Origin of the sequence: Escherichia sp. MOD1-EC6162 (assembly GCF_002965125.1) — a bacterium.
GTDB lineage: Bacteria > Pseudomonadota > Gammaproteobacteria > Enterobacterales > Enterobacteriaceae > Escherichia > Escherichia marmotae.
Map to the genome: position 1 here is coordinate 20,377 of NZ_PTSB01000015.1, position 24,743 is coordinate 45,119.

The following is a 24,743-nucleotide window of genomic DNA, read 5'->3' on the forward strand; positions in this document are numbered from 1 at the left end:
AAAATCGAGGTGTCGGGTGCCTCCCGAAATATCTGTCCCTACAACAAATATTGTGATTCCCCGCTAAACCACTATATAAACCACCCTCGCACTGAGGAACACCTCTGTGGTGCTTTTACAACACCAGAATGATGCATCACCGACCCTGCCAGGAAATACAAAATCTCCACCGATAATGCACCATTCTGCTGTCGTAAAAAAATCAGCACTGAGGCTACACCTGGCCTCAAATCATAGCCAGAGAACAGAATGCTTTTCCAAAACAACCTGCTCCCACGTAATAAAAAATACGCCAGTGCCGTGATACAATAAGGCTTGTTTCAAATGCTGGAGCGGGTAGCGGGAATCGAACCCGCATCATCAGCTTGGAAGGCTGAGGTAATAGCCATTATACGATACCCGCATATGGTGCCGACTACCGGAATCGAACTGGTGACCTACTGATTACAAGTCAGTTGCTCTACCTACTGAGCTAAGTCGGCATTGGTTCTTCAGGGGAGCGATATCACCGAGCAAAGAAGAGTTCCCCCTCAGAACCGTTTTCGATGATACGATTTAATATTCCAATCGCAACAACACTTTGCGTCAAGTTATGTAAATTTATTTGTATGTTTTTATTTTATGTGAATAATTCACCTTCACTTAAAATATACATGACAATGTATAAACAAATTTATTTTGAAGGTAATTATTAAATGTCGTTTCTTATATCACACCACAAAAACAACAAAACCCGCTCGATGGCGGGTTCTATTAAAGTTTAATTGCGCTTGATTCGCCTCGCGATACAGCTTTGCGAAGCATAGCAAAATTGAAGCAGTTTATGCGTAAAAAATCAAGCCGTTTTTTGAGCGAATGATTCTCGCATGGGAATGTATAGCGCATACTCAGCAACGGCCAACCAATTAGCAATTCGCTTTTCGCATGTGCTAAAACACCACTCTGGGTGCGCATCATTTAGCAATTCAGCCATTTTGCGTTTGGTCATCCCCCGCCCCTCATACCGTTGCCGAAGGACGCTAATCAATCCTGGATGCTCTGCCAGCACCTCACTTATGACCCGATCAATACATAACGCCTCTGCATCAGTACAATGCGCCAGCCAGCTCTTTTGCTTACCGTTAATCATATCCCGCAAAAAAGCCTCAAGTTCAGACTTGTTCAGACCTGCTTTTTTCATCCTCCGGAGCGCCTCGTTAATTGCCGTTTTTGTCAGCTTTTTAGAGGCCAACAACTGGTTGAACATATTCCCCGTCTTACCGCCACCAATATACGACCAGCGACCCCACATACGCAGTTTTCCCTGAATCCAGACACTTTCCAGCGTGGTGAGACGAAGGTGTTCTCCGCTTTTTCCTGTATTCGTTGGGTAAATCATAAATAACCTTCCTTTCTCCAGATTTCTTGTGTGCGAAAAACACCTTCTGCATGCATCAGGCGTAATTCTTCTTTGATGTAATCGCTGGTTTTTACCCGCCCGTCGATTAAATCGTGGCATGAGCTACAGGCAATCGCTGCCTGCATATCGTGTGGTTTTGTCGCTGTTCCGCACGTCCCTGCCAACCTGTAATGCGCCAGCACAGAAGTTTCGGGATTGTGATTGCAGTAGCCAGGGATTCTGACCTGGCACATCTGGCCCCGCGCCGCTTTACGTAAATCCACCATTACGCAAACTCCAGTAGCTGCGCGGCCACATTTTCGACTTGTTCCGGAGAGGAAAATTTACGGAACAGAATCCAGTTCCACAGCACATTCAGTACAGATTTATAAACCTGCTGAAACTCGGTTTCGTCCATATTCGCAAACGCGATGGATTTCGCCCGACGCCCACGACTACCATCAGGATAAAAATGCTCGGTGTAAAATCCGGCCTGAATGGTTACCCACTCGCGGAAAGCGTCAAATGATTTGAGCAATGCCATATCCCGGGTTCTGCGTGTCGCAACGGTATTCAGATATTGTTCCGCGGCATCACTCAGAGCTGGCGTATGTTCCCTGCCTACTGATTCACACAGGTAATCAACGAAGCCGAACACCATTTCTCGTTCGCGAGGTGTAATCGCCCCACCGACCGGAGTCCAGTAATCGAATCCCAGTTGCAGGAGTTTGAAAAAACGCTTGTGGAATGCGTAGTTACGCACACGCTTAAAGTCTGCGTGTATCCACTCACCTATTTTGATTTGATGCAGAAAATCGCAACTCTCCGGCGTCGCCGGGAGAAGTAAACCAGAAGAAGTTTGTTTGACCAGTTGTATATGCGCCATTTCTCAATCTCTCGATGGCGCAGTGCAGCAGATGCCAGTTGTTCAGGCTGACGTATGAAGTATAAATAAACTGGCTCCAGTGTAAAGTCCCCACCTTAATGAAATAAAAACCAAACAACAGATTGCCGGGATAAAAACAACGCTTATTATTAAAAGCGGTTAAACAAATTAAATTTTAATGTTATGCAAATCTACCAGATCACCATAATATCTCATTTGAAAACCACTGAAATAACAATCCTATCAAGATCAATCATATTAAGGTGAGTAAATATGGAAAACAACAAATCTGCACATTACGCTCCTTTTTTATCTGTAATACTTTTTGTTTTATGCTGTGCGTGGGCATTATTTTTATAAAAATATTTACAGATAAAATAAACTCGCCAAAACTGGTTAAGTGTGGGTGCGTTGAGGATGCATAATACATCAGAGGTGGCGAGGGATTTCTCCCTCGCCCGGTCTCTTACTCCTCAGGTTCGTAAGCTGTGAAGACAGCGACCTCCGTCTGCCCGGTTCGGATTCGTACCTCGCAGAGGTCTTTCCTCGTTACCAGTGCCGTCACTATGACGGTTAAACAGATGACGATCAGGGCGATTAACATCGCCTTTTGCTGCTTCATAGCCTGCTTCTCCTTGCCTTTCGGCACGTAAGAGGCTAACCTACATGTGTTCAGCATAGATTGAGCCTCAGATTAATGTTAAGCGTCTTGCAGGACGCGTAATGTTAACTGGGGCTTTTCTCTATCTGCCTTTTGGTGTTCATGCCTGAGGCAGATAGCCTCAAGCACCCGCAGCAATTTTACTTAACTCCCGCTACCTCGCCAATATGAAATCAATAAGAAAGGTGCTCCATAAAATCACTCCTTCTCTTCTTTACCGTAGTGGAGTTGACCAATTTTGATAAGAGGGCGTCCCTGAGATTTGCGGTGTAGATTGGTATCGCGCAGAGAATACACACAGCCACAATATTCCTGCTGATAGAATTTTTCGCGCTTGCTGATTTCAATCATGCGGGACGAGCCGCCCTGCTTGCGCCAGTTATAATCCCAGTACACCATGCCCGGATAATGCGCGACGGCTCGCCGCCCACAGTCGTTAACCTGCTGCATATTTTTCCAGCGTGAAATGCCCAGTGAACTGCTGATCACACTGAAACCATTTTCAGCAGCGTACAGCGCTGTCCGCTCAAAACGCATGTCAAAACACATGGTACAACGGATCCCCCTCTCGGGCTCCCATTCCATTCCTTTGGCACGTTCAAACCAGTTGTCTGTGTCGTAATCAGCATCAATAAATGGCACGCCGTGTTGTTCAGCAAAGCGAATATTCTCATCCTTACGAATTAAATACTCTTTCTGAGGATGAATGTTCGGGTTGTAGAAAAAGATGGTATAGTCGATTCCCGAGGCCTGAAGCGCCTCCATCACTTCACCGGAACATGGAGCACAGCAAGAGTGCAGTAGTAGTTTGTTTGCCCCGTTTGGGAGCTCCAATTTAGGCCGTTTGAAATCAGCAATAGTCATAAATATTTTTATTGGGGTCATGAAAATAGCACAGAGTGTAGCATCAGAGCAGGGCTATCGGGAATAGATGTCTAAATCTGGTAATATCTGCTTTTGACACAAAGCAGACAACCACGCTAGCTCAATCCTGTGCCGTGAAAATGTCAATTCACATCTGAACTAATGCTCTTTAATCGAGTAACGTCTATAAATAACGAAAATTTCTCTGATAAAATGCCAGTATGCGCTGCATAACTTCGCTCTTCCGGCACTCACAGCAAATTATGTTTTGGTGCCTGTCATAACGACGTATTTCTCCGTCAGGTAATGACCAGATAAGGTCCGGATCAACCACAGATGGTTTCTTCACCTTTGCCCTAGATAGTTTTTTGCGGGCATTTTGCCAGTCCTTACGAGCCTGTTCAGACGGGAATAACCCGTAGCCAGAGTTGTATACATCGCCACTGGCAACCAGCTCTCTGGCGAGAACGCTCATCAGATATCTTGTCGCACCTGTCTTGGCTTCCAGTTGCCGTAACGTCTCGCGCCCACTCCGGCGTACTAGCTCAACAACCTGTCCCTTGATTTTTTCCCGCTCTTCTTGTGTAAATACTTTTGCCATAAGCGCCTCCGGCAATCACTTTTCCGATGCAACACAGCGAGAAGAATCAGTAATCTGTCGAACAATATCCCGGTGCTTGTTCAGCTCCCGCAGCGCGGCGCAGACACGCTCCCACTTCTGGACATGATTTTTCGCCCGACGCAGTTCGCGGTTTGCCATATGCAGCGATGGCAGAACGAGGTCATCCGCTCGCGTTTCGGTAAACGATGGCAACGACTGCACAATGTCCGCCACAGTTTCTGTTTTAATATCTTCCTGTGTTGCAGCTTCCTGTCCCGGTAACGCAACACCTGCTGGTTGAGGAAAGGCTTTACCATCAGTTTCCGTTACCGATGCAGCTTTCGGCTCTGCTGGTAAATCATCGCCCGGCATGCAGTAACGAAATTTACCGTTCTGATTAACGCGAATCAGACGGCCTTTGCTGATTGCCATTGCCAGCGTTGAAGCCACTTTGCGTGATGTGGTGCCGAAAAACGTAGCCAGTTCATCCGCCGTTTGTGGGCCACGTTGTTCAATCGTCGCGGTTAAATCGCACTCTGAGATTTTCGCTACTGTTGCCGTGGTGGTTTCTTCCGGCAGTTCTGCCTGCTCTGGCTGTTCCTGCTGAACGTTGTTATCAGCCACACGCCAGGTGTATACGCTTTTATCAACGAAGCCAGCCTTTTTAAGTTCCCACAGCTCGTTCAGCACTTCTTCACGACTGATATCAAGTCGCGCAGCCAGTTCTACCGACGTGGCTTTTCCCATTGCTTTCAGTGCATCAAAAACGGTTTCCATTAAAATTTCCTCCCGGTAAAAATCACTTCGCAATTCTTGGCTGGACGACATTCGGACGCCAGCTCTCCCAGTTAAAATTCACCCATCGCCCGCCGTTCATGGTCATGCGATCCATAATCCGCTCGCCGAGCAATGTTTTCATGGCCTCATAGTTCAGGTTTGTCAGCATCCCCACGCTGCGCATCGACGCTGTCCGGCGATCAACAATCTGGTGCAGCACCACCTGCTCGTTTTTTGTCTCGCGCTGAATGCCAATTTCATCAAGAACCAGCAGATCCACTTGGCACAGTTCCCGCAAAAATTTTTCGCCTGATTGCCCGTCGTCATAGCTGGCGTGTAGAGCACTCATGACATCAGCCACGGTAACCACAATCACTGTCTGGCCATCTTTCAGCAGGCGATTCCCGATAGCCGCCGCCAGATGGTTTTTTCCGGTACCAGGTTTTCCGCTGAACGCAAAATTTGTACACCCGGTCATCAGTTCATCAGCGATAGATTTCGCCTGGTTCAACGCGTATCGCTGACCGTCGTTCTGCACCTGGTAATTCGCAAACGAGCATTTGCGGTGCAATGGCTGGATGCCAGAGCGATTCAGAATTTTTTCCACCCGCAACTGACGATTCTGACGGTTGATCTCCTCACAACGTTTCTGGCCTTCGGAAAGTTGCCACTCGCGCCACTCCGCTACCGTTTTGAATGGGGCGGTTACATGTGGCGGGGCCAGTCTGCGGATACGTTCAAGAATGCCTCCTGCCGCAATATTTTTCATGGTCAGTTACCCCCTGAAGCCTGGCGGGATCGCACTATCCGGTAACGAGACGGTGTTAACCTGTCGGAGTAACGTCTCAGGTCGAACACCTTTTGGCGCGAACAAGCCCTGGTATTCATTGGCGATGCTGTGTCGAATCACCTGCTCAGGTGAAAAACCCTGCTGGCGGAATTTTTCCAGCTCCCGTATCGCCCCGTTAGCGCCCTGCTCCGTTCGAATCGGTTTACGCAATGCCTGGCGAAATTCAACCCACTCACGCCAGAGCGAGACAGAAATCCAGTTCGGCAAAGCAATATCCAGAGGGTCAAACTTTTTGACACCTCGATTCCCCCGGGGGGGATTTAGGGGGGGATCTGTTTTTAGATCTTTATCTGTATCTTTATTAGTTGCCTTTGTGTTGACATCATGTTCAAACACCACTTCAACATCTGTTTGAACACCTGTTAAATTTCTCTCTTGTTTTGTTTGAACATCTGCTTCCTTTCTGCTTCTTCTGGCCTGAACCGATGCTTTTCCTGCGGCTGATTTTTTGGTTAATTTTTCCCTGACTGATGCCAGATCTTCCTCAATCCGAAGATGCACCCATTCCTCGCCGTTATCGCAAAAAAACTCCCGCAAGGATGGTTCAACATCAGCCCATCGCTCGTTAGTCAGACGGGCAATTTTTGCCAGCCTGTTTTTAGGTATTGGCTTTCCTGTTTGCCAGTAATTGAACATCAGCAACAAATACGCACCATGCTCCTCTGCTGACAAATGCATGGTGTCAGCCAGGTAATCAGCTATGTACAGTTGCATGTATGGTAATGCGGCCATAATTGCCCCGTATGATGCTGCCCGATTGCTTAGAATAAGCACAAACAGCATGGAAACTTTTGCTTAATGAACAATGACAGAATCGTCGGAAGACCCGCCGCCGCTGAAATGCGCTTTCCGGTAAACGGCCTGGACTGCATCATCATGCGCATCAATTGCCGTACTTAACGCTTCCTGCGCCGCCAGTAATGCACGGCGTTCCAGGGTATCGAAGATGCAGAGTCGGTGACGCAGCTCGCGCGGAAGGATTGCCAGAATTGCTGGGATCAGCTTCTGAATTTTTTCTCTTTGCGTTTTCGTTTCACCTTTCAACCAACGGTGATAGATATTCTGCTGATTATTCCAGTCCTTGCCTGGTACCAGGGGCAATTCGCCGCCCCCCTGGCGCAGATATTCTTCAGTAATGGCATTGGCTACCCATGCCTGCCCTTTTTCAGCAGCTAGGGCTAACAACACTGATTCGATGTGCTCATGCTTGATTTTCATGAATCAACTCCCATCAGCTTTTTCGTAGTAGTTTTATTTCTGCCAATAGTTAAAATTGCATCGGCAGAAAATAATCCGTTTGATGCATGAGCGATTTTTTCAGCGTAATTTGTTTCGCCGGTATATTCTGTGCGAGGCAACTTTCCGTTATCCATCCATTTGTAGATTGCTCTTTGGCTGACACCACAAACGTCGGCCACAACAGAAACGCGAACAGTTTTGATTACATCTTCAAGTGTTTTCTGGTTCATATCATCCTCACAATGTGAACTTTGAGTACATGCTATAACAGAACTGACAGTACATTCAAGAGCGAATATCATTGAACTTATGGTTCATGAAGATAAAGCGCGTAAAGAGTTCGCCAGTAGGCTTGCGCTAGCCTGTGAAAACGCTGGTTATGAACAACATGGAAGGCAGGCAGAAATTGCCCGTCGAATGAAATTAACACCAAAAGCGGTTAGCAAATGGTTTAATGGCGAAACAATTCCTCGCCGAGAGAAATTAAGGGAATTAGCAACACTCATTGGAACAACACCAACCTATCTTTTGGGAGAGGATACAGAAGAAAGTGGACAGGTACGTTTTTATCAGGAGTTAAATCCAAGACAAAAAATCATCATTGATCTTCTGGACGAGCTCCCTGACAGTGAGACAGATGAACTTTTAAAAACTCTTGAGGAGAAAAAACAGAAGTACAATGCAATTTACGAAGAGTTAGCACGAAAGAAAAAACAAAAAGCCTCTTAAACCAGCATAAATCCGGTTGTGTCCCCCTCCGGGTTTGTGCTTCACTTTTCCCCATCTCATTTTTTTACACATAAAATGTACTTAAAGTACTTTACAACACTGAACACAAAGTACATTATATACCTACCAACCCACCCCACCCCACCCCACAGAACGCAGGGCAATACTTCGAGTTACCAGGCAGTGGTCAGGGGTTAAGTAGCCAGCCCGAGGCGTATGAACATGACGGCGGGATTCAAATTTTGCAGTGCAGCAGTTAGTTCCGCCACCCGGCGTTAAGGGGAGAGATAAGATGGTGCATTACGAAGTAGTTCAGTATTTGATGGATTGTTGCGGTATCACTTACAACCAGGCTGTGCAGGCTTTACGCAGCAACGACTGGGATCTCTGGCAGGCAGAAGTCGCTATACGTAGCAACAAGATGTGAGATTCGCAAAATGCAAAAAATCGACCTCGGCAACAACGAATCCCTGGTGTGCGGCGTGTTCCCCAACCAGGATGGAACGTTCACTGCCATGACGTATACCAAAAGCAAAACATTTAAAACCGAAACTGGTGCGCGCCGATGGTTGGAGAAGCACACAGTAAGCTAACGATTAAAACGTCTACTCCTGCTGTTCCAGAATAACTTCATAAAATGGGAGTATTTTTCGGTGACGAGATAATAAGAACAGTTTGCGCTATCACTCTGATGTTGAATGATGCCCTTCCGTTCTAATTTTTTCATAACCGGGTTACGGCAAGGAGAAGTGATAATAAGATTTCCTGTTTTAAGGAAATCTTTAAATACAGCGATTTCTTTCTCAGATAAACGAAGCAATACTCGTTGCTCTGGTAGTAATGAATAATGCTTTTGAATATGTGCTCGCAATCTTGAGAAGGAAATGGCGACCACGAAAGAAAAGGCAAAAACGATAATCTGAAAGAGCCAAGATATTTCAGTATAAGCATTGAATGCGACAGTAAACTCTTTCGGTATCAGCCAGAGAGTGAGACCAAAAATGATAATCGTATACATAAGTCTTTCGAGTGGCTCGTTAGCAAAAAGTTTCAACAATGGAGTAAATACATCCAACATATCAATAACTCTCAACTGTAAGGGTATTGAAATGTTAACACAAGCTCTCGCTGTAGGGGTATAGCCGAGACCACCGAAGCCCGGAGGTGGTGAAATAAAACCGGGCACAACACGAAGGCGCATTTCCGATATCCATAAAGAGTCGGTCTTGTCTGTTAAATTTAAATGGTGGGAGTGCGCCTCCGGTTGTAAATAACGACATTGCTGTGTGTAGTCCTGGCGGCATCAGTTTTTTTCTTGAAGTTCGGCTGATGTCCGCCCTTTTTAAAGTGAATTTTGTGATGCGGTGAATGCGGCTAAGCGCACGTGGCACAGTTAAAAGTCATGTTAGTCCTTATTGGTTTGGGTGGGAAAGCCGACTGTAATTGTTAACTGGTTGCAGTCACCTGGAGGCACCAGGCACCGCATCAACAAAGTTCATTTGTAAAAATGGAGATAATTATGATTGCACATCACTTCGGAACTGATGAAATACCACGTCAGTGTGTGACTCCTGGCGATTATGTTCTTCATGAAGGCCGGACATATATTGCCTCGGCAAACAATATTAAAAAGCGAAAACTATATATTCGTAACCTGACCACAAAAACATGCATTACTGACTGCATGATTAAAGTTTTCCTCGGTCGTGATGGTTTACCTGTAAAGGCGGAATCATGGTGATGACTAAGAAAATAAAATGTGCTTACCACCTTTGCAATAAAGGGGTTGAAGAAAGCAAAAGCATTAAAAGACCACTTCATTTCATGCGTGGAGTTATACCAACGACGGAAATGAAAAAATATTGTAGTGAAATCTGTGCCGAAAAAGACAAGATGGCACACGAACTTTAATTAACTGACTATGCGAAACTGAATTCATGCCAGCAATGGCAGGGATTCGCTCAACCTTAATTAAGGAGAAAAACATGATTACTAATTATGAAACCACTATTGTAACTACTGATGACATTGTTCACGAGGTTAATCTGGAAGGAAAGCGTATTGGCTACGTGATTAAAACAGAAAATAAAGAAACCCCATTCACTGTAGTTGATATCGACGGTCCATCAGGCAACGTTAAAACACTTCACGAAGGTGTCAAAAAAATGAGCCTGGTGCATATCGGAAAGAATCTGCCCACAGAAAAAAAAGCCGAATTTCTGGCAACTCTGATTGCAATGAAATTAAAAGGTGAAATCTGAAAGAAATAGCCTGCGTATGGCGCAGGCTATGAACAGTGTGTATCCGGCAAGATCATTCACTGAACAAAACGAATTTTAATCTGAGTTGAGGTTAAAAAACAATGAGCACAAAACCACTCTTCCTGTTACGGAAAGCGAAAAAATCATCCGGTGAACCTGACGTCGTCCTGTGGGCAAGCGACGATTTTGAATCGACCTGTGCCACTCTGGACTACCTGATCGTTAAGTCAGGTAAAAAACTGAGCAGCTATTTTAAAGCTGTTGCCACGAATTTTCCTGTCGTTAATGACCTGCCCCCTGAAGGTGAGATCGATTTTACCTGGAGTGAACGCTATCAACTCAGCAAAGACTCCATGACCTGGGAACTAAAATCGGGAGCAGCGCCAGACGACGTTCACCATCAGGAGAATGCTCAGGAAACCGAAGAACTGACGGGAGGGCAGGAAGAAAACACACTGGCAGACGCTCACGGGGATTGCCAGGATTGCGAAGTTTCTGTATCTACTTTGCGGTTCACACAGCGTCTTCTGCACATTTTTACCTATGCGGCCGGGGATCGGAAATACCTGCATCATGCCACCCGAGAACAACGCGAACACATTACTGCTCTTGAGATGGATCAGGAAAACAGCTATGTCCAGAATCTGCTGTTGGCCATACGCGGCATGGCAGAACCGACAACTCTGGATAATGCCGCCCTGCTCCGCCTGACTGATGCAATTAAGGGGGTTTTCTCTATCACGAAAAAACATCAGCCCTATGAATTTAAGAATTTCATTTCAGCCTGGCTGGATACCGAACACATTGATCGCGGTCTTCTGACAAAAGAATGGCGAAAAGGGAATCGTGTTTCACGCATCACTCGCACGGCTTCCGGTGCTAATGCTGGCGGCGGGAACCTCACCGATCGCGGCGAAGGTTTCGTCCACGATCTGACGTCACTGGCGCGCGATGTAGCCACTGGCGTACTGGCCCGTTCAATGGACGTGGACATCTATAACCTTCATCCGGCACACGCTAAACGCATTGAGGAAATTATCGCTGAAAATAAACCGCCCTTTTCTGTTTTCCGCGACAAATTCATCACCATGCCTGGCGGGCTGGATTATTCACGCGCCATCGTGGTTGCGTCCGTGAAAGAAGCACCAATTGGGATCGAGGTCATCCCCGCGCACGTCACTGAATATCTGAACAAAGTACTGACTGAAACCGATCATGCCAACCCTGATCCGGAAATCGTGGATATTGCCTGCGGTCGCTCCTCTGCCCCGATGCCGCAGCGTGTAACAGAAGAAGGAAAACAGGATGATGAAGAAAAACCGCAACCATCTGAAACAACGGCAGATGAACAGGGAGAGGCTGAAACAATGGAACCGGACGCAACTGAACATCATCAGGACACGCAGCCGCTGGATGCTCAGTCACAGGTAAATTCTGTTGATGCGAAATATCAGGAACTGCGGGCAGAACTCCATGAAGCCCGGAAAAACATTCCATCAAAAAATCCTGTCGATGCCGATAAATTGCTTGCTGCATCACGTGGTGAATTTGTTGACGGAATTAGCGACCCGAACGATCCGAAATGGGTTAAGGGGATCCAGACTCGCGATTCTGTGTACCAGAACCAGCCAGAAACGGAAAAAACCAGCCCGGATGTGAAACAACCTGAGGCAGTAGTGCAACAGGAACCGGAAATAGTCTGCAATGCCTGCGGTCAGACTGGCGGAGATAACTGCCCTGACTGTGGGGCGGTGACGGGCGACGCAACATACCAGGAAACATTCGATGAAGAGAATCAGGTTGAAGCTAAGGAAAAAGATCCGGTGGAAATGGAAGGCGCTGAACATCCGCACAATGAGAATGCTGGCAGCGATCCGCATCGTGATTGCAGTGATGAAACTGGTGAAGCGTCAGCTCCTGTAGCAACTGAAATCATGTGGCCGTCATATTTCGAGCCTGGCCGCTATGAAAACCTCCCGAACGAGGTTTATCACTCCGCCAACGGAATAAGCAGCACGATGCTGAAGGATGCCCGTATCAGCCTGATGTATTACCACGGACGGCACATTGCCGGAACTATTCCGAACGAGGAAAGTGATGCACTGCTGCGTGGGCGGATCATTCACAGCTATGTTCTGGAAACGGATAAATTCGCTGATGAATATGCCATTCCGGTACCGGTTCCTGAATATGTGGTTACTACTTCTAGCGAACTGATCGCCATCATTAAAAAACACAATGCCAGTCTGCCAGCACTGATGACACCAGAGCAGATGAAAGAGTGGATCGAAAGCTACAACAGCACTCTTATACAGCCACTGTCTGTAAGTGCCGGGGCCGAAGAAACAGGCATCCTTTACGGTTCGCTTCCGGTGGAATTTCGGCGTATTCCTGAGGGGGAAAAACACACAGCATCAGCAATGAAAGCCTGTATTAAAGAATACAACGCAAGCCTCCCTCCTCTGTTGAAAACCAGTGGAGCACGGGAGCAGCTTCTGGATCAAATTGAAACTGTAGACCCAGAACTGGCAAAAAAAGAACGTGCTAAATCTTTGCCTTACAACATCAGTGGCACAAAAGAGCAATTAACCGAAATCGCACGGAAAATTCGCCCGGAACTGGTGACACTGGAGGACTGGCAAAAACGCCAGCAAGAAGAAAATGCCGGGAAAACGTTTATCAGTCCGGAGATGTATGAACAGGCAAAAAATATTCACGCGGCACTGCAAAACAATACCGATGCAGCAAGGCTACTCAACCACCCGGATCGCAAATCTGAAATCAGCTATTTCGGGTTTGATGAAGAAACCGGGCTGGAAATCAGGGTCCGTCCTGATATCGAAATCCGGCTGCCATACGAAAGCATTTGCGCTGACGTGAAGTCAGTCAGCCTCGGTTATGTGCGACAGGAACGACTTAAAGATCGCCTGCACCGTGAAATTATTGAGCGTGATTATCACCTCAGCGCCGCAATGTATTGCGATGTGGCAAACCTGGACAAATTTTTCTGGATCTTCGTCAACAAAGATGCTGGCTATCACTGGGTGGCAGTCGTGGAAGCCTCGCAGGAACTCCTGGAACTTGGTCGACAGGAATATCGCCGGACGCTACGCCAGATAAACGAAGCCCTGGAGACAAACAACTGGCCAGCACCGATTACCGAAAGTTATACCGACGAATTAAACGACTTTGATCTTCGTCGTCTTGAAGCACTGAGCATCTGAGGAAGGACACAATGAACGAATTAACTCAACAAGAAAATATTAACTCTAATGTTGCGGTTTTCAGCCCTCAGTCCCTGGCTGCAATTCAGACATTTTCCCAGGTAATGGCTTCCGGCATGGCTACTGTACCGGAACACCTCCGGGGAAATCCATCAGACTGCATGGCCATCACCATGCAGGCGATGCAGTGGCAAATGAACCCTTACGCAGTAGCTCAGAAAACTTTCGTTGTGAATGGTGTGCTCGGATATGAAGCGCAACTGGTTAATGCCGTAATCAGTACTCGTGGGCCGCTAACCGGGCGTATTGAATATGACTGGTTCGGGCCGTGGGAAAAAATTATCGGGAAATTTGAAATCAGGAAGAGCGACAAAGGGAAAGAATATCGTGTACCTGGCTGGAAGCTGGCCGATGAAAACGGGATCGGTGTTCGTGTCCAGGCAACACTACGCGGCGAAAGTAAACCACGCGTACTGGAATTACTTCTGGCGCAGGCCAGAACACGTAACTCAACGCTATGGGCCGACGATCCTCGCCAGCAGCTTGCCTATCTAGCGCTGAAACGCTGGGCGCGCCTTTATTGCCCCGAAGTGATTCTTGGAGTGTACACCAGGGACGAACTGGACGAGCCACAGGAAAAAATCATTAATCCGGTTCAGGAACATAAAAACACTTCCGCTTGCCGCGCGGAACGTGAAACAACAATTATTGAGCAGGATGCCGGGGAAAACTGGATCGATGCTTTCCGTGAACGTATTGAGCAGGCACAAAGCACCGGGGAAACAACAGCACTTCGCCAGGAAGTGGAAGATCATAAAAATACACTTGGCGCTCTCTATACGGAACTTAAAGGAAAAGTGGTTCAGCGTCATCACCGTCTCAATGCTATTGCCCGTATCGAGAAGATGATAAATGACCTACCTTCTTCAGGTGATCCAGAAGCAGAACAAAAATTTACTGCTCTGGAAAATACGCTGAATGCTGCCCGGCCACATCTGGGTGAATTATATGAGGCGTATAAAACGACACTGACAGATATGAAACCAGAATATATCGGCTCCTGATATTGACTTTGGCGGTGTAGCCTCACCGCCATCACAAAATTTTATTTTATGAGAGAAAAGACAATGCGGTATGAAAAAGTCAAACCATGCCCTTTTTGTGGTTGTCCATCAGTAACGGTGAAAGCCATTTCAGGATATTACCGCGCGAAGTGTAACGGATGCGAATCCCGAACCGGCTATGGTGGAAGTGAAAAAGAAGCACTCGAACGATGGAATAAACGAACCACTGGAAATAATAATGGAGGTGTTCATGTATAAAATTACCGCCACTATTGAAAAGGAAGGTGGCACTCCTACTAACTGGACAAGGTACTCAAAAACAAAATTAACCAAATCAGAATGCGAAAAAATGCTCTCAGGTAAAAAAGAAGCAGGCGTTTCCAGAGAGCAGAAAGTAAAACTGATAAATTTTAATTGCGAGCAACTTCAGTCCTCGTGAATTGCATTGTATTCAAATTAAAACTTCATAGCTGATTATTAATAATCAACATCGGGCGTCAATTTCAGTCTAACATTGGCGCCTGCCAGAGGTGATGCGATGGCACAAGTAATCTTTAATGAAGAGTGGATGGTTGAATACGGCCTGATGCTTCGCACTGGTCTGGGGGCCAGACAAATTGAAGCATACCGCCAGAACTGTTGGGTGGAAGGCTTCCACTTCAAACGAGTATCTCCTTTAGGGAAGCCAGACAGTAAGCGAGGGATTATCTGGTACAACTATCCAAAGATAAATCAGTTTATCAAAGACTCATGATATGTCTAAATTACCAACAGGTGTCGAGATTCGAGGTAAATACATTCGCATCTGGTTCATGTTTCGAGGAAAACGATGTCGGGAAACATTGAAAGGCTGGGAGGTTACTAACAGTAACATTAAAAAAGCCGGGAATTTAAGAGCGTTGATAGTTCATGAAATCAATTCCGGTGAATTTGAGTATTTAAGACGTTTCCCCCAGTCCAGCACTGGGGCAAAAATGGTGACAACGAGGGTCATAAAAACGTTCGGGGAGCTTTGTGATATCTGGACAAAAATTAAAGAGACAGAGTTAACAACAAACACAATGAAGAAAACGAAATCACAATTAAAAACACTCAGGATAATAATTTGTGAGAGTACCCCAATATCACATATTCGTTATAGCGATATCTTAAACTACCGGAATGAACTGCTGCATGGAGAAACGCTTTACCTGGATAATCCAAGATCCAACAAAAAAGGAAGAACCGTGCGCACAGTTGATAACTATATCGCCCTGCTCTGTTCGTTGTTACGTTTTGCGTATCAGTCGGGATTTATATCAACCAAACCATTTGAAGGAGTAAAAAAATTACAGCGAAACAGAATAAAGCCTGATCCGTTATCTAAAACAGAATTCAATGCATTAATGGAAAGTGAAAAAGGACAGAGCCAGAACTTGTGGAAATTTGCCGTTTACTCCGGGCTTCGTCACGGGGAACTGGCTGCTCTGGCGTGGGAGGATGTGGATTTCGAGAAGGGAATTGTGAATGTCAGAAGAAACCTGACGATACTTGATATGTTCGGTCCCCCAAAAACAAATGCGGGGATTCGGACGGTAACACTACTGCGGCCTGCTATTGAAGCACTGAAGGAGCAATACAAACTAACCGGGCATCATCGCAAAAGCGAAATCACTTTTTATCATCGGGAGTACGGCAGAACCGAAAAGCAAAAACTGCATTTTGTTTTCATGCCCAGGGTGTGTAACGGAAAACAGAAACCTTATTACTCGGTAAGCAGTCTGGGGGCGAGATGGAATGCAGCAGTAAAACGTGCTGGTATTCGCCGCCGTAATCCGTACCATACGCGGCATACTTTTGCCTGCTGGTTGTTGACGGCAGGAGCGAACCCGGCATTTATAGCCAGCCAGATGGGGCATGAAACTGCGCAGATGGTGTATGAAATTTACGGTATGTGGATTGATGACATGAACGACGAACAGGTAGCTATGTTGAATGCGCGGTTATCGTAGTTGCAAAGTTTGCCCCCAATTTGCCCCATTTAGTACCAGAGAACTGAAATAATGCAAGAAAATCAAAAGAATACGAAGAAAGAACAATACAACCTGAACAAATTACAAAAACGCCTGCGCCGCAATGTGGGCGAAGCCATTGCTGACTTCAATATGATTGAAGATGGCGACCGCATTATGGTTTGCCTTTCCGGGGGAAAAGACAGCTATACCATGCTGGAGATCCTGCGGAATTTGCAGCAAAGCGCGCCAATCAGTTTTTCGCTGGTTGCCGTTAACCTCGACCAGAAGCAGCCCGGTTTCCCGGAGCACGTCCTGCCGGAGTATCTTGAAAAGCTGGGCGTTGAGTACAAAATTGTTGAAGAGAATACTTATGGGATCGTGAAAGAAAAGATCCCGGAAGGCAAAACCACCTGCTCACTCTGCTCTCGTCTGCGTCGCGGTATTCTTTACCGCACGGCAACAGAACTGGGCGCGACGAAAATCGCACTGGGTCACCATCGTGACGATATCCTGCAAACGCTGTTCTTAAACATGTTCTACGGCGGCAAGATGAAAGGTATGCCACCAAAGCTGATGAGCGATGACGGCAAACATATCGTAATTCGTCCGCTGGCTTATTGCCGTGAAAAGGACATTCAGCGTTTTGCCGATGCGAAAGCGTTCCCGATTATTCCGTGCAACCTGTGCGGTTCACAGCCTAACCTGCAACGTCAGGTGATTGCCGATATGTTGCGTGATTGGGATAAGCGTTATCCAGGGCGTATTGAGACAATGTTCAGCGCGATGCAGAATGTGGTGCCGTCACATCTGTGCGATACCAATCTGTTCGATTTCAAAGGCATTACCCACGGTTCTGAAGTGGTTAACGGCGGTGATCTGGCGTTTGATCGCGAAGAGCTACCACTACAACCCGCGGGCTGGCAGCCTGAAGAAGATGAAAATCAGTTGGATGAGTTACGCCTGAATGTGGTTGAAGTGAAATAACCAGGATAGCGCCCGATACGCAAGCTTATCGGGCTATTCTTGTGCTGGCCGGATAAGACGCAACCAGCGTCGCATCCGGCAATTCAACATTTCGTTATTTTAATAACCGCACCCGGCACGTTTTCCCTTTAATCTTTCCGCCCTGTAACTGTTTCCATGCCTTATGGGCAACAGACTGACGCACTGCGACGTAGACATGTGCTGGATGAACGGCAATTTTGCCAATATCTGTGCTATCCAGACCAATATCCCCCGTCAGCGCCCCCAGCACATCGCCTGGACGCATTTTCGCTTTTTTCCCACCATCAATGCACAACGTCGCCATTTCTGCTTCCAGCGGCACAATGGCGCTGCTGGCTGGTGGCGTTTGCCAGTTAAGTTTTATCTGCAACATGTCAGAAATGATATTCGCCCGCTGCGCCTCTTCCGGAGCACAGAAACTGATCGCCAGACCGCTATTCCCCGCTCGCGCAGTACGCCCGATGCGATGTACATGAACTTCAGGGTCCCACGCCAGCTCAAAGTTCACCACCAGCGCAAGAGATTTGATATCCAGACCACGTGCCGCGACATCGGTCGCCACCAGCACACGTGCGCTACCATTGGCAAAACGAACCAACGTCTGATCGCGGTCGCGTTGTTCCAGATCGCCATGTAACGACAATGCACTTTGCCCTACTTCATTCAGAGCATCACACACAGCCTGGCAATCTTTTTTTGTATTACAGAACACCACACAAGATGATGGCTGATGCAAGCTTAATAACCGCTGCAACAACGAAATTTTGCCTTTGCTGGATGTCTCATAAAATTGTTGTTCAATAGGCGGTAAAGCATCTGACGTATCAATCTCAATCGCTAAAGGATCGCGTTGTACACGACCGCTAATCGCGGCAATTGCGTCCGGCCAGGTTGCAGAAAACAGAAGCGTCTGGCGAGAAGCAGGCGCAAAACGGATGACGTCATCAATTGCGTCGCTAAATCCCATATCCAACATACGGTCGGCTTCATCCATTACCAGCGTATTCAGGGTATCCAGCGATACAGTGCCTTTTTGCAGGTGATCGAGCAAACGGCCCGGCGTTGCCACGATGATATGCGGCGCATGTTGCAGCGAATCGCGCTGAATGCTGAACGGCTGGCCGCCGCATAAGGTCAAGATTTTGGTATTCGGCAGAAAACGCGCCAGCCGGCGCAACTCTCCGGCAACCTGATCCGCCAGTTCACGGGTCGGGCACAGCACTAAAGCCTGGGTCTGAAACAGTGACGCATCAATTTGCTGTAACAAGCCAAGGCCAAATGCCGCCGTTTTGCCGCTGCCAGTTTTCGCCTGCACGCGAACATCTTTTCCGGCAAGGATCGCCGGAAGCGCGGCGGCCTGCACCGGCGTCATGGTTAAATAGCCCAACTCATTAAGGTTAGTGAGCTGGGCGGGAGGCAAAACGTTCAGGGTAGAAAAAGCGGTCACAATCTATTCTCGTGGTCATCGACGCAAAATTAGCAGGCGCGTATCCTCGCAGATCTACGCTCACGATGCGACAATTTAATCGGTTCTTCATCTGGCGGCGGGTCTGGCATGGGTTGCGGACGAGGGATGGGATCTGGCACTGGTACGGGATCGCCAGGAATGGGTTCAGGGACAGGAATTTGCAAATAAATGAGTGTCGTCATATTTCCCTCCGGTCATGGGGTGGACTCTTAAAGGGTAGACGCTGAAAAATAACAGGCAAAAAAAAGCCGACTCATCTAAGTCGGCGTCGTACGAATCAATTGTGCTATGCAGTAATTCAAAAAAGGAAGTAAGACAATATGGAGCGCAACGCCCATCGCTTGACGTTGCATTCACCTGCGAGGGAGATATTGCCCTGAATGGGTAGAGAGTTTATTGACTTCGCTCAAACTTTACGGCGTTTTTATATACAGGAAGTAGACAAATTTTCTTTTGTTACAACCATTTACTACGATGCAACCATAAAGCAACACCACCAATAAGAACAACTAACAGAATACAAAAAAGCGAAAAGCCGAATTGCCATCCCCCGCCAGGAATACCACCGAGGTTGACACCAAATAACCCAGTTAAAAACGTACTGGGTAAAAAGACCATTGCCATCAACGACATCGTATAAGTACGACGCGCTAAATTTTCCTGCATGACCTGAGCGATTTCATCTGCCATCACGCCGGTTCGGGCAATACAGGCGTCAATCTCATCCAGGCCGCGTCCGAGACGATCGGCAATGTCCTGCATTCGGCGGCGTTGGTCGTCATTCATCCACGGCAGACGCTCACTGGCAAGGCGAGCATAAACATCACGCTGCGGTGCCATATAGCGACGCATCACAATTAATTGTTTACGCAGCAACGCCAGGAAACCGCGCGGCGGTATTTGTTGATCGAGCAGATTATCTTCCAGGTCGATAATTTTATCGTGCAGTTGTTCTATAAACTCACTGGAATGATCGGTTAACGCATCACACACATCCACCAGCCAGCCACCGCAATCGGTCGGGCCGGTTCCCTCTTCCAGATCGCTAACCACATCATCCAGCGCCAACACTTTACGTTGTCGGGTCGAGACAATTAACCGTCCATCCATATAAACACGCATGGCGACCAGTTGATCGGGACGTTCATCAGTGCTGCCATTAATGCAGCGTAAAGTAATCAACGTCCCTTCCCCAAGACGGCTGACCCTGGGCCGCGTGCTTTCCCCCGCCAGCGCATCGCGTACGTTATTTGGCAACAAGGGTGTTGTCGCCAGCCATTGGGCACTGTCATGGTGCACATAATTGAGGTGGAGCCAGCAAGGATGCGCTTCATCTATATCATCTGTATTTTCCAGCGGTTTAACTCCGCCTTTACCATCCAACATCCAGGCAAATACTGCATCCGGGACATTTACGTCCGCTCCCTTAATCACTTCCACAGTGCCTCCATTGTCAACGCATTATTTTGTAGTCTAGTCTTCTGGTCATCTTACGCAACATCTCATCACCCCATTACCCTGAAATGATTAATAAAATCCTGTCAAAATTAAATACAGAAAGCAAAATACTTTTCCTGATTTGAAAACGTGTAAAGCGTTAAATAGCGTCTATCATTATCAGAATTATCTGATCATTTGTCGTGGCATTTTTGCGATCAGGTAGTAACAAAAGATTGATAAAAATAACGGGATTTCAATGACTACGCACAACTTCAATACTCTGGACTTATTAACCAGTCCTGTCTGGATCGTTTCCCCCTTTGAAGAACAATTAATTTATGCCAATAGTGCAGCGCGACTTTTGATGCAAGAACTCACCTTTAGTCAGCTACGTACCGGCCTCTATTCCATCTCCTCGCAAAACGAGCTTCCTAAATACCTCACAGACTTGCATAACCAGCTCGATATTGTAGAAATTCTCACTGTCCAGCGTAATGGTGAAGAGGCGGCATTAAGCTGCCGATTGACCCTCAAAGAGATGAGTGAGACGGGAAAAGTAATTATCTTCGAAGGAATGGAAACTCCAGCAACACTGGGGTTAAAAGCCAGTCGTTCAGCGAATTATCAGCGTAAAAAACAAGGGTTTTATGCTCGTTTTTTTCTGACCAACTCTGCACCGATGCTGTTAATTGATCCCTCACGTGATGGCCAAATCGTCGATGCTAATCTGGCCGCGCTCAATTTCTACGGCTACAACCATGAAACAATGTGTCAGAAGCACACCTGGGAAATAAATATGCTTGGGCGTCGCATCATGCCAGTCATGCATGAAATTTCACGGTTGCCCGGCGGCCATAAGCCTCTCAATTTTGTCCATAAACTGGCAGATGGCTCCATTCGGCATGTGCAAACTTATGCCGGGCCAATTGAGATTTACGGCGACAGGTTAATGTTATGCATCGTACATGATATTACAGAGCAAAAACGGCTGGAGGAACAACTGGAACATGCAGCCCACCATGATGCACTAACGGGATTACTCAACCGTCGGCAGTTTTATCACATAACCGACCCCGGACAGATGCAGCACCTGGCAATAGCTCAGGATTATAGTTTGTTGCTCATCGACACCGATCGTTTTAAGCATATCAATGACTTATACGGTCATCAGAAAGGAGATGAAGTGTTATGCTCGCTTGCCCATACTCTTGAAAGTTGCGCCCGCAAAGGCGATTTGGTGTTTCGTTGGGGGGGGGAAGAGTTCGTCTTATTGTTGCCGAGAACCCCGTTGGATACTGCACTTTCGTTGGCTGAAACTATCCGCTTGAGCGTGGCAAAAGTGAGTATTTCGGGCTTACCGCGCTTCACAGTCAGTATTGGCGTGGCGCATCACGAAGGAAATGAAAACATCGATGAACTGTTTAAGCGTGTTGATGATGCCTTGTATCGGGCAAAAAATGACGGACGCAACCGCGTGTTAGCCGCCTGATATATTCAAAAACGCGGAAGCGTCATTTAATTATCGACTACGTTTAGCGTGGCGTTCCCAGTTTTCCAGCTTCGCCTGCACCGTTTTACGCAGCGCGACGTAACATGCCCCACTACCGCCATGATGCGGTAGTGCGGTGCAATAGGCCTGTACGTCTTCGAACTCCGTCAGCCAACGCGCCACATAGCTACGAATAATATTCGCGTGTGATTTATCTTCCCGCCCTTTGCCATGAATAATAAGCACATTTCGCAAGCCGTCCGCCAGCGCCTGATGAATAAAACTGAATACCATTTTACGGCACTCCTCCACCGGCTGGCGCAGTAAATTCAGGCTGACCTGCTGCGGATATTTGCCGCTGCGTAGCTTATCAATCACCCCATGTTGCAACCCTTCCCGACGAAATTCCAGCGGCTGGTTTAGTGGAATAATGTCAAGAAATCCGGTGGTGAGAAAATTATCAAGTTGCAGCGTATCTATACGCTGCGGCGCACGTTGGTTACGCGTTGGATGCCAGTAGACATCAGTAGCGCATTTCAGTGGCTGGACATCTTCCATGGCGTCAAGAAACAGCGATTTGTCGTCAGGGTTCATGTAGCATCCTCACGCAATACAGAGCGCGATATAATAACTGTGCCCCATCAGGCCGACAACGGTCTGGCGCAATTTCCCGTATGCAGATTAGGAACAACATATATTACGGCGAAGCATTAATGCATGATGACTCAGTTGTATAGCGGCTGATTTAACTTATATTTTCGTGAAACCGGTCACTGAAGAAAATTGGCAACAGAGTGGTAAAACCGTTATAACACTGTCACCGGCAGACAGGAACCCAGGCCGGAATAAAGACGCGGATGCACTGCTGTGTGTACTGTAGAGTCTGGCGGATGTCGACAGGCTCTATTTTTTTATGCGTGCGCAGAAGATAATCACATTCGCAGACTAAAAACGCGATCAGCAGTGGCTGCCTGCCCCCTTTTTTGCATTGTTTGCACCTCTATATAACTATCAGCACTAATATCTCTGTTTCTCTGACTCCTGCAACGATATAAGCCAGTCGCCAAACTGGATACCTACAATTTGTTAGCCTTACTGTCTCCTCTTATATTCTTGGTGGTATGGCTGCTGATATTGCTGGCATGGTATCTTGTCGGTCTACTGATTAGTCCGGGTTTTACCCACGTTTGCCTTGAGAGAGAACGGATGCTGAGATTACTTGAAGAAAAAATTGCCACCCCATTGGGTCCACTATGGGTGATTTGCGATGAACAATTCCGTCTGCGGGCGGTTGAATGGGAAGAGTACAGTGATCGCATGGTGCAATTGCTGGACATCCATTATCGCAAAGAAGGTTATGAGCGAATTTCCGCAACCAATCCCGGCGGTCTTAGCGACAAACTTCGCGACTATTTTGCCGGTAATCTTAGCATTATTGATACCCTTCCTACCGCTACTGGTGGTACTCCATTTCAGCGGGAAGTGTGGAAAACATTGCGCACTATTCCTTGTGGCCAGGTAATGCATTACGGTCAACTGGCAGAACATCTGGGTCGTCCGGGCGCAGCGCGCGCCGTTGGCGCGGCGAACGGTTCAAATCCGATCAGTATTGTCGTACCTTGCCACCGGGTTATTGGACGAAACGGCACGATGACCGGATATGCAGGCGGAGTGCAGCGAAAAGAGTGGTTATTGCGCCATGAAGGCTATCTGCTGCTGTAGACCTTAAACAATTTGTGCCGGTTTGCTCACAGTTTTATGTAAAGCCATCCTTAATAATTTAAGAATTTTCAAGTAGATAGATATATATTTACATCTATTATCGGAATTCTCCGCTGTTAAGGTTTGCTTAGACTTACTTGCTCCCTAAAAAGATGTTAAAATTGACAAATATCAATTACGGCTTGAGCAGACCTATGATCCCGGAAAAGCGAATTATACGGCGCATTCAGTCTGGCGGTTGTGCTATCCATTGCCAGGATTGCAGCATCAGTCAGCTTTGCATCCCGTTCACACTAAACGAACATGAGCTTGATCAGCTTGATAATATCATTGAGCGAAAGAAGCCTATTCAGAAAGGCCAGACGCTGTTTAAGGCTGGTGATGAACTTAAATCGCTTTATGCCATCCGCTCCGGTACGATTAAAAGTTATACCATCACAGAGCAAGGCGACGAGCAAATCACTGGCTTCCATTTAGCAGGCGACCTGGTAGGTTTTGACGCTATTGGCAGCGGTCATCACCCTAGCTTCGCCCAGGCGCTGGAAACGTCAATGGTATGTGAAATCCCGTTCGAAACACTGGACGATCTGTCTGGTAAAATGCCGAATCTGCGTCAGCAGATGATGCGTCTGATGAGCGGTGAAATTAAAGGCGATCAGGACATGATTCTGCTGCTGTCGAAGAAAAATGCAGAAGAACGTCTGGCTGCTTTTATCTACAACCTGTCCCGTCGTTTTGCCCAACGCGGCTTCTCCCCTCGTGAATTCCGCCTGACGATGACTCGTGGCGATATCGGCAACTACCTGGGCCTGACGGTAGAAACCATCAGCCGTCTGCTGGGACGCTTCCAAAAAAGCGGCATGCTGGCAGTCAAAGGTAAATACATCACCATCGAAAATAACGATGCGCTGGCCCTGCTTGCTGGTCATACGCGCAACGTCGCCTGATTTTTCCGCATAATCGACTATCCTTCTGTCATATCATTAAATTTTTCTGATTTATTGATCTGGCAGAAGGTTCATCACTGTTTCATTCACCAGATATGGGTTAATCTTTTAATTACAAACTGCATTGACAGTTGTTGTAAGGAG

33 protein-coding genes, 2 tRNA genes and 1 pseudogene are annotated in these 24,743 nt (G+C 47.1%); 17 read left to right on the forward strand and 19 right to left on the reverse strand.

Annotated elements, in window-relative coordinates; translation table 11 throughout:
- Nucleotides 1-328 precede the first annotated feature (328 nt).
- The 13 genes from A9587_RS13845 to A9587_RS13905 form a co-directional block, all read right to left on the reverse strand.
- Nucleotides 329-403 (reverse strand) — tRNA-Gly (locus tag A9587_RS13845).
- Between the two features lie 3 nt (nucleotides 404-406).
- Nucleotides 407-482, reverse strand: a tRNA-Thr gene (locus tag A9587_RS13850).
- A gap of 353 nt (nucleotides 483-835) precedes the next feature.
- Nucleotides 836-1,378 (reverse strand): DUF1133 family protein, encoded by a 543-nt coding sequence (locus tag A9587_RS13855; protein ID WP_000640136.1) that lies wholly within the window; start codon nucleotides 1,376-1,378, stop codon nucleotides 836-838.
- Nucleotides 1,375-1,665: a DUF1364 domain-containing protein gene (locus A9587_RS13860; RefSeq protein ID WP_105264035.1), complete on the reverse strand. Its 291-nt coding sequence runs from the start codon at nucleotides 1,663-1,665 to the stop codon at nucleotides 1,375-1,377. The genes A9587_RS13855 and A9587_RS13860 overlap by 4 nt, the downstream gene beginning before the upstream one ends.
- Entirely contained in the window at nucleotides 1,665-2,264 is a 600-nt protein-coding gene (locus A9587_RS13865; RefSeq protein WP_000940322.1) for a DUF1367 family protein, read from the reverse strand. Before A9587_RS13865 ends, A9587_RS13860 begins: the two co-directional genes overlap by 1 nt.
- Before the next feature lie 466 nt (nucleotides 2,265-2,730).
- Nucleotides 2,731-2,886, reverse strand: a complete 156-nt coding sequence (gene hokD, locus A9587_RS13870; RefSeq protein ID WP_000813254.1) for a type I toxin-antitoxin system toxin HokD — start codon at nucleotides 2,884-2,886, stop codon at nucleotides 2,731-2,733.
- A gap of 237 nt (nucleotides 2,887-3,123) precedes the next feature.
- The gene (locus A9587_RS13875) at nucleotides 3,124-3,789 is read right to left on the reverse strand and encodes an epoxyqueuosine reductase QueH (RefSeq protein WP_021554705.1); all 666 of its coding nucleotides are present in this window, start codon (nucleotides 3,787-3,789) and stop codon (nucleotides 3,124-3,126) included.
- Nucleotides 3,790-3,973: 184 nt separating this feature from the next.
- Nucleotides 3,974-4,390 carry a DUF977 family protein gene (locus A9587_RS13880; protein WP_001151236.1) on the reverse strand — a complete coding sequence of 139 codons (417 nt, stop codon included), beginning with the start codon at nucleotides 4,388-4,390 and terminating at the stop codon, nucleotides 3,974-3,976.
- 15 nt (nucleotides 4,391-4,405) lie between these two features.
- Nucleotides 4,406-5,167, reverse strand: a complete 762-nt coding sequence (locus tag A9587_RS13885; protein ID WP_000450696.1) for a DUF1627 domain-containing protein — start codon at nucleotides 5,165-5,167, stop codon at nucleotides 4,406-4,408.
- Nucleotides 5,168-5,189: 22 nt separating this feature from the next.
- Nucleotides 5,190-5,936 (reverse strand): ATP-binding protein, encoded by a 747-nt coding sequence (locus tag A9587_RS13890; protein WP_097516454.1) that lies wholly within the window; start codon nucleotides 5,934-5,936, stop codon nucleotides 5,190-5,192.
- Between the two features lie 6 nt (nucleotides 5,937-5,942).
- Nucleotides 5,943-6,800, reverse strand: coding sequence for a YdaU family protein (locus A9587_RS13895; RefSeq protein WP_000899755.1), 858 nt, complete (start codon nucleotides 6,798-6,800; stop codon nucleotides 5,943-5,945).
- Between the two features lie 12 nt (nucleotides 6,801-6,812).
- Complete coding sequence (locus A9587_RS13900; protein WP_000693802.1) at nucleotides 6,813-7,235, reverse strand: toxin YdaT family protein; 423 nt, start codon at nucleotides 7,233-7,235, stop codon at nucleotides 6,813-6,815.
- The gene (locus A9587_RS13905) at nucleotides 7,232-7,486 is read right to left on the reverse strand and encodes a helix-turn-helix transcriptional regulator (protein ID WP_001072342.1); all 255 of its coding nucleotides are present in this window, start codon (nucleotides 7,484-7,486) and stop codon (nucleotides 7,232-7,234) included. Before A9587_RS13905 ends, A9587_RS13900 begins: the two co-directional genes overlap by 4 nt.
- 79 nt (nucleotides 7,487-7,565) lie before the next feature.
- On the opposite strand from A9587_RS13905, the gene A9587_RS13910 reads away from it, so the two are divergent.
- The 3 genes from A9587_RS13910 to A9587_RS13925 all read left to right on the forward strand — a co-directional run bounded on the left by A9587_RS13910 (nucleotide 7,566) and on the right by A9587_RS13925 (nucleotide 8,578).
- Complete coding sequence (locus A9587_RS13910) at nucleotides 7,566-7,985, forward strand: helix-turn-helix domain-containing protein (protein ID WP_000233320.1); 420 nt, start codon at nucleotides 7,566-7,568, stop codon at nucleotides 7,983-7,985.
- 292 nt (nucleotides 7,986-8,277) lie between these two features.
- Nucleotides 8,278-8,412 (forward strand): phage protein, encoded by a 135-nt coding sequence (locus tag A9587_RS25470; RefSeq protein WP_000233809.1) that lies wholly within the window; start codon nucleotides 8,278-8,280, stop codon nucleotides 8,410-8,412.
- 10 nt (nucleotides 8,413-8,422) lie between these two features.
- Nucleotides 8,423-8,578 (forward strand): YdaF family protein, encoded by a 156-nt coding sequence (locus A9587_RS13925; protein ID WP_001169151.1) that lies wholly within the window; start codon nucleotides 8,423-8,425, stop codon nucleotides 8,576-8,578.
- Here A9587_RS13925 and A9587_RS13930 read toward each other — a convergent pair.
- Nucleotides 8,575-9,063, reverse strand: coding sequence for a superinfection exclusion B family protein (locus A9587_RS13930; protein ID WP_050583027.1), 489 nt, complete (start codon nucleotides 9,061-9,063; stop codon nucleotides 8,575-8,577). The genes A9587_RS13925 and A9587_RS13930 overlap by 4 nt on opposite strands.
- A gap of 441 nt (nucleotides 9,064-9,504) precedes the next feature.
- On the opposite strand from A9587_RS13930, the gene kilR reads away from it, so the two are divergent.
- From kilR to ttcA, 10 genes are all read left to right on the forward strand, one after another.
- The gene (gene kilR, locus A9587_RS13940; RefSeq protein ID WP_000560220.1) at nucleotides 9,505-9,726 is read left to right on the forward strand and encodes a killing protein KilR; all 222 of its coding nucleotides are present in this window, start codon (nucleotides 9,505-9,507) and stop codon (nucleotides 9,724-9,726) included.
- Nucleotides 9,726-9,896: a YdaE family protein gene (locus A9587_RS13945; RefSeq protein WP_105263584.1), complete on the forward strand. Its 171-nt coding sequence runs from the start codon at nucleotides 9,726-9,728 to the stop codon at nucleotides 9,894-9,896. The genes kilR and A9587_RS13945 overlap by 1 nt, the downstream gene beginning before the upstream one ends.
- 74 nt (nucleotides 9,897-9,970) lie before the next feature.
- Entirely contained in the window at nucleotides 9,971-10,246 is a 276-nt protein-coding gene (locus tag A9587_RS13950; protein WP_016248738.1) for a phage protein, read from the forward strand.
- A 101-nt stretch (nucleotides 10,247-10,347) separates the two neighbouring features.
- Nucleotides 10,348-13,470: an exodeoxyribonuclease VIII gene (recE, locus tag A9587_RS13955; protein WP_016248739.1), complete on the forward strand. Its 3,123-nt coding sequence runs from the start codon at nucleotides 10,348-10,350 to the stop codon at nucleotides 13,468-13,470.
- An 11-nt stretch (nucleotides 13,471-13,481) separates the two neighbouring features.
- The gene (locus A9587_RS13960; RefSeq protein WP_001004422.1) at nucleotides 13,482-14,534 is read left to right on the forward strand and encodes a RecT family recombinase; all 1,053 of its coding nucleotides are present in this window, start codon (nucleotides 13,482-13,484) and stop codon (nucleotides 14,532-14,534) included.
- 63 nt (nucleotides 14,535-14,597) lie between these two features.
- The gene (ralR, locus tag A9587_RS13965) at nucleotides 14,598-14,792 is read left to right on the forward strand and encodes a type I toxin-antitoxin system endodeoxyribonuclease toxin RalR (RefSeq protein WP_021500490.1); all 195 of its coding nucleotides are present in this window, start codon (nucleotides 14,598-14,600) and stop codon (nucleotides 14,790-14,792) included.
- Nucleotides 14,785-14,973, forward strand: a complete 189-nt coding sequence (locus A9587_RS13970; RefSeq protein WP_001298826.1) for a DUF1187 family protein — start codon at nucleotides 14,785-14,787, stop codon at nucleotides 14,971-14,973. The genes ralR and A9587_RS13970 overlap by 8 nt, the downstream gene beginning before the upstream one ends.
- A 99-nt stretch (nucleotides 14,974-15,072) precedes the next feature.
- Entirely contained in the window at nucleotides 15,073-15,288 is a 216-nt protein-coding gene (xisR, locus tag A9587_RS13975) for an excisionase XisR (protein WP_000079604.1), read from the forward strand.
- A 1-nt stretch (nucleotide 15,289) separates the two neighbouring features.
- Entirely contained in the window at nucleotides 15,290-16,525 is a 1,236-nt protein-coding gene (locus A9587_RS13980) for a tyrosine-type recombinase/integrase (RefSeq protein ID WP_000040838.1), read from the forward strand.
- 51 nt (nucleotides 16,526-16,576) lie between these two features.
- A complete protein-coding gene (gene ttcA, locus A9587_RS13985) occupies nucleotides 16,577-17,512 on the forward strand; it encodes a tRNA 2-thiocytidine(32) synthetase TtcA (RefSeq protein WP_016248740.1) in 936 nt (311 codons plus the stop codon).
- Between the two features lie 94 nt (nucleotides 17,513-17,606).
- On the opposite strand, the gene dbpA is transcribed toward ttcA, so the two are convergent.
- The 4 genes from dbpA to A9587_RS25060 form a co-directional block, all read right to left on the reverse strand.
- The gene (gene dbpA / locus A9587_RS13990) at nucleotides 17,607-18,980 is read right to left on the reverse strand and encodes an ATP-dependent RNA helicase DbpA (RefSeq protein WP_000123768.1); all 1,374 of its coding nucleotides are present in this window, start codon (nucleotides 18,978-18,980) and stop codon (nucleotides 17,607-17,609) included.
- 29 nt (nucleotides 18,981-19,009) lie between these two features.
- A complete protein-coding gene (gene ynaL / locus A9587_RS24655) occupies nucleotides 19,010-19,183 on the reverse strand; it encodes a proline-rich small protein YnaL (protein WP_001296046.1) in 174 nt (57 codons plus the stop codon).
- 274 nt (nucleotides 19,184-19,457) lie between these two features.
- Entirely contained in the window at nucleotides 19,458-20,441 is a 984-nt protein-coding gene (zntB, locus tag A9587_RS14000; RefSeq protein ID WP_000452014.1) for a zinc transporter ZntB, read from the reverse strand.
- Nucleotides 20,442-20,454: 13 nt separating this feature from the next.
- Nucleotides 20,455-20,502, reverse strand: a complete 48-nt coding sequence (locus A9587_RS25060; RefSeq protein WP_214678597.1) for a hypothetical protein — start codon at nucleotides 20,500-20,502, stop codon at nucleotides 20,455-20,457.
- 195 nt (nucleotides 20,503-20,697) lie between these two features.
- Here A9587_RS25060 and A9587_RS14005 point away from each other — a divergent pair, with 195 nt between their 5' ends.
- Nucleotides 20,698-21,930, forward strand: a complete 1,233-nt coding sequence (locus A9587_RS14005) for a sensor domain-containing diguanylate cyclase (RefSeq protein ID WP_000207190.1) — start codon at nucleotides 20,698-20,700, stop codon at nucleotides 21,928-21,930.
- A gap of 30 nt (nucleotides 21,931-21,960) precedes the next feature.
- On the opposite strand, the gene smrA is transcribed toward A9587_RS14005, so the two are convergent.
- Entirely contained in the window at nucleotides 21,961-22,524 is a 564-nt protein-coding gene (gene smrA, locus A9587_RS14010) for a DNA endonuclease SmrA (RefSeq protein WP_105281922.1), read from the reverse strand.
- Nucleotides 22,525-22,971: 447 nt separating this feature from the next.
- On the opposite strand from smrA, the pseudogene A9587_RS25675 reads away from it, so the two are divergent.
- The 3 genes and pseudogenes from A9587_RS25675 to fnr form a co-directional block, all read left to right on the forward strand.
- Nucleotides 22,972-23,126: pseudogene (locus A9587_RS25675) on the forward strand (p-aminobenzoyl-glutamate transporter); the annotation flags it as partial.
- A 10-nt stretch (nucleotides 23,127-23,136) separates the two neighbouring features.
- The gene (ogt, locus tag A9587_RS14015; RefSeq protein WP_001516468.1) at nucleotides 23,137-23,652 is read left to right on the forward strand and encodes a methylated-DNA--[protein]-cysteine S-methyltransferase; all 516 of its coding nucleotides are present in this window, start codon (nucleotides 23,137-23,139) and stop codon (nucleotides 23,650-23,652) included.
- Between the two features lie 194 nt (nucleotides 23,653-23,846).
- Nucleotides 23,847-24,599, forward strand: coding sequence for a fumarate/nitrate reduction transcriptional regulator Fnr (fnr, locus tag A9587_RS14020; protein WP_000611910.1), 753 nt, complete (start codon nucleotides 23,847-23,849; stop codon nucleotides 24,597-24,599).
- The last annotated feature ends 144 nt before the right edge of the window (nucleotides 24,600-24,743 follow it).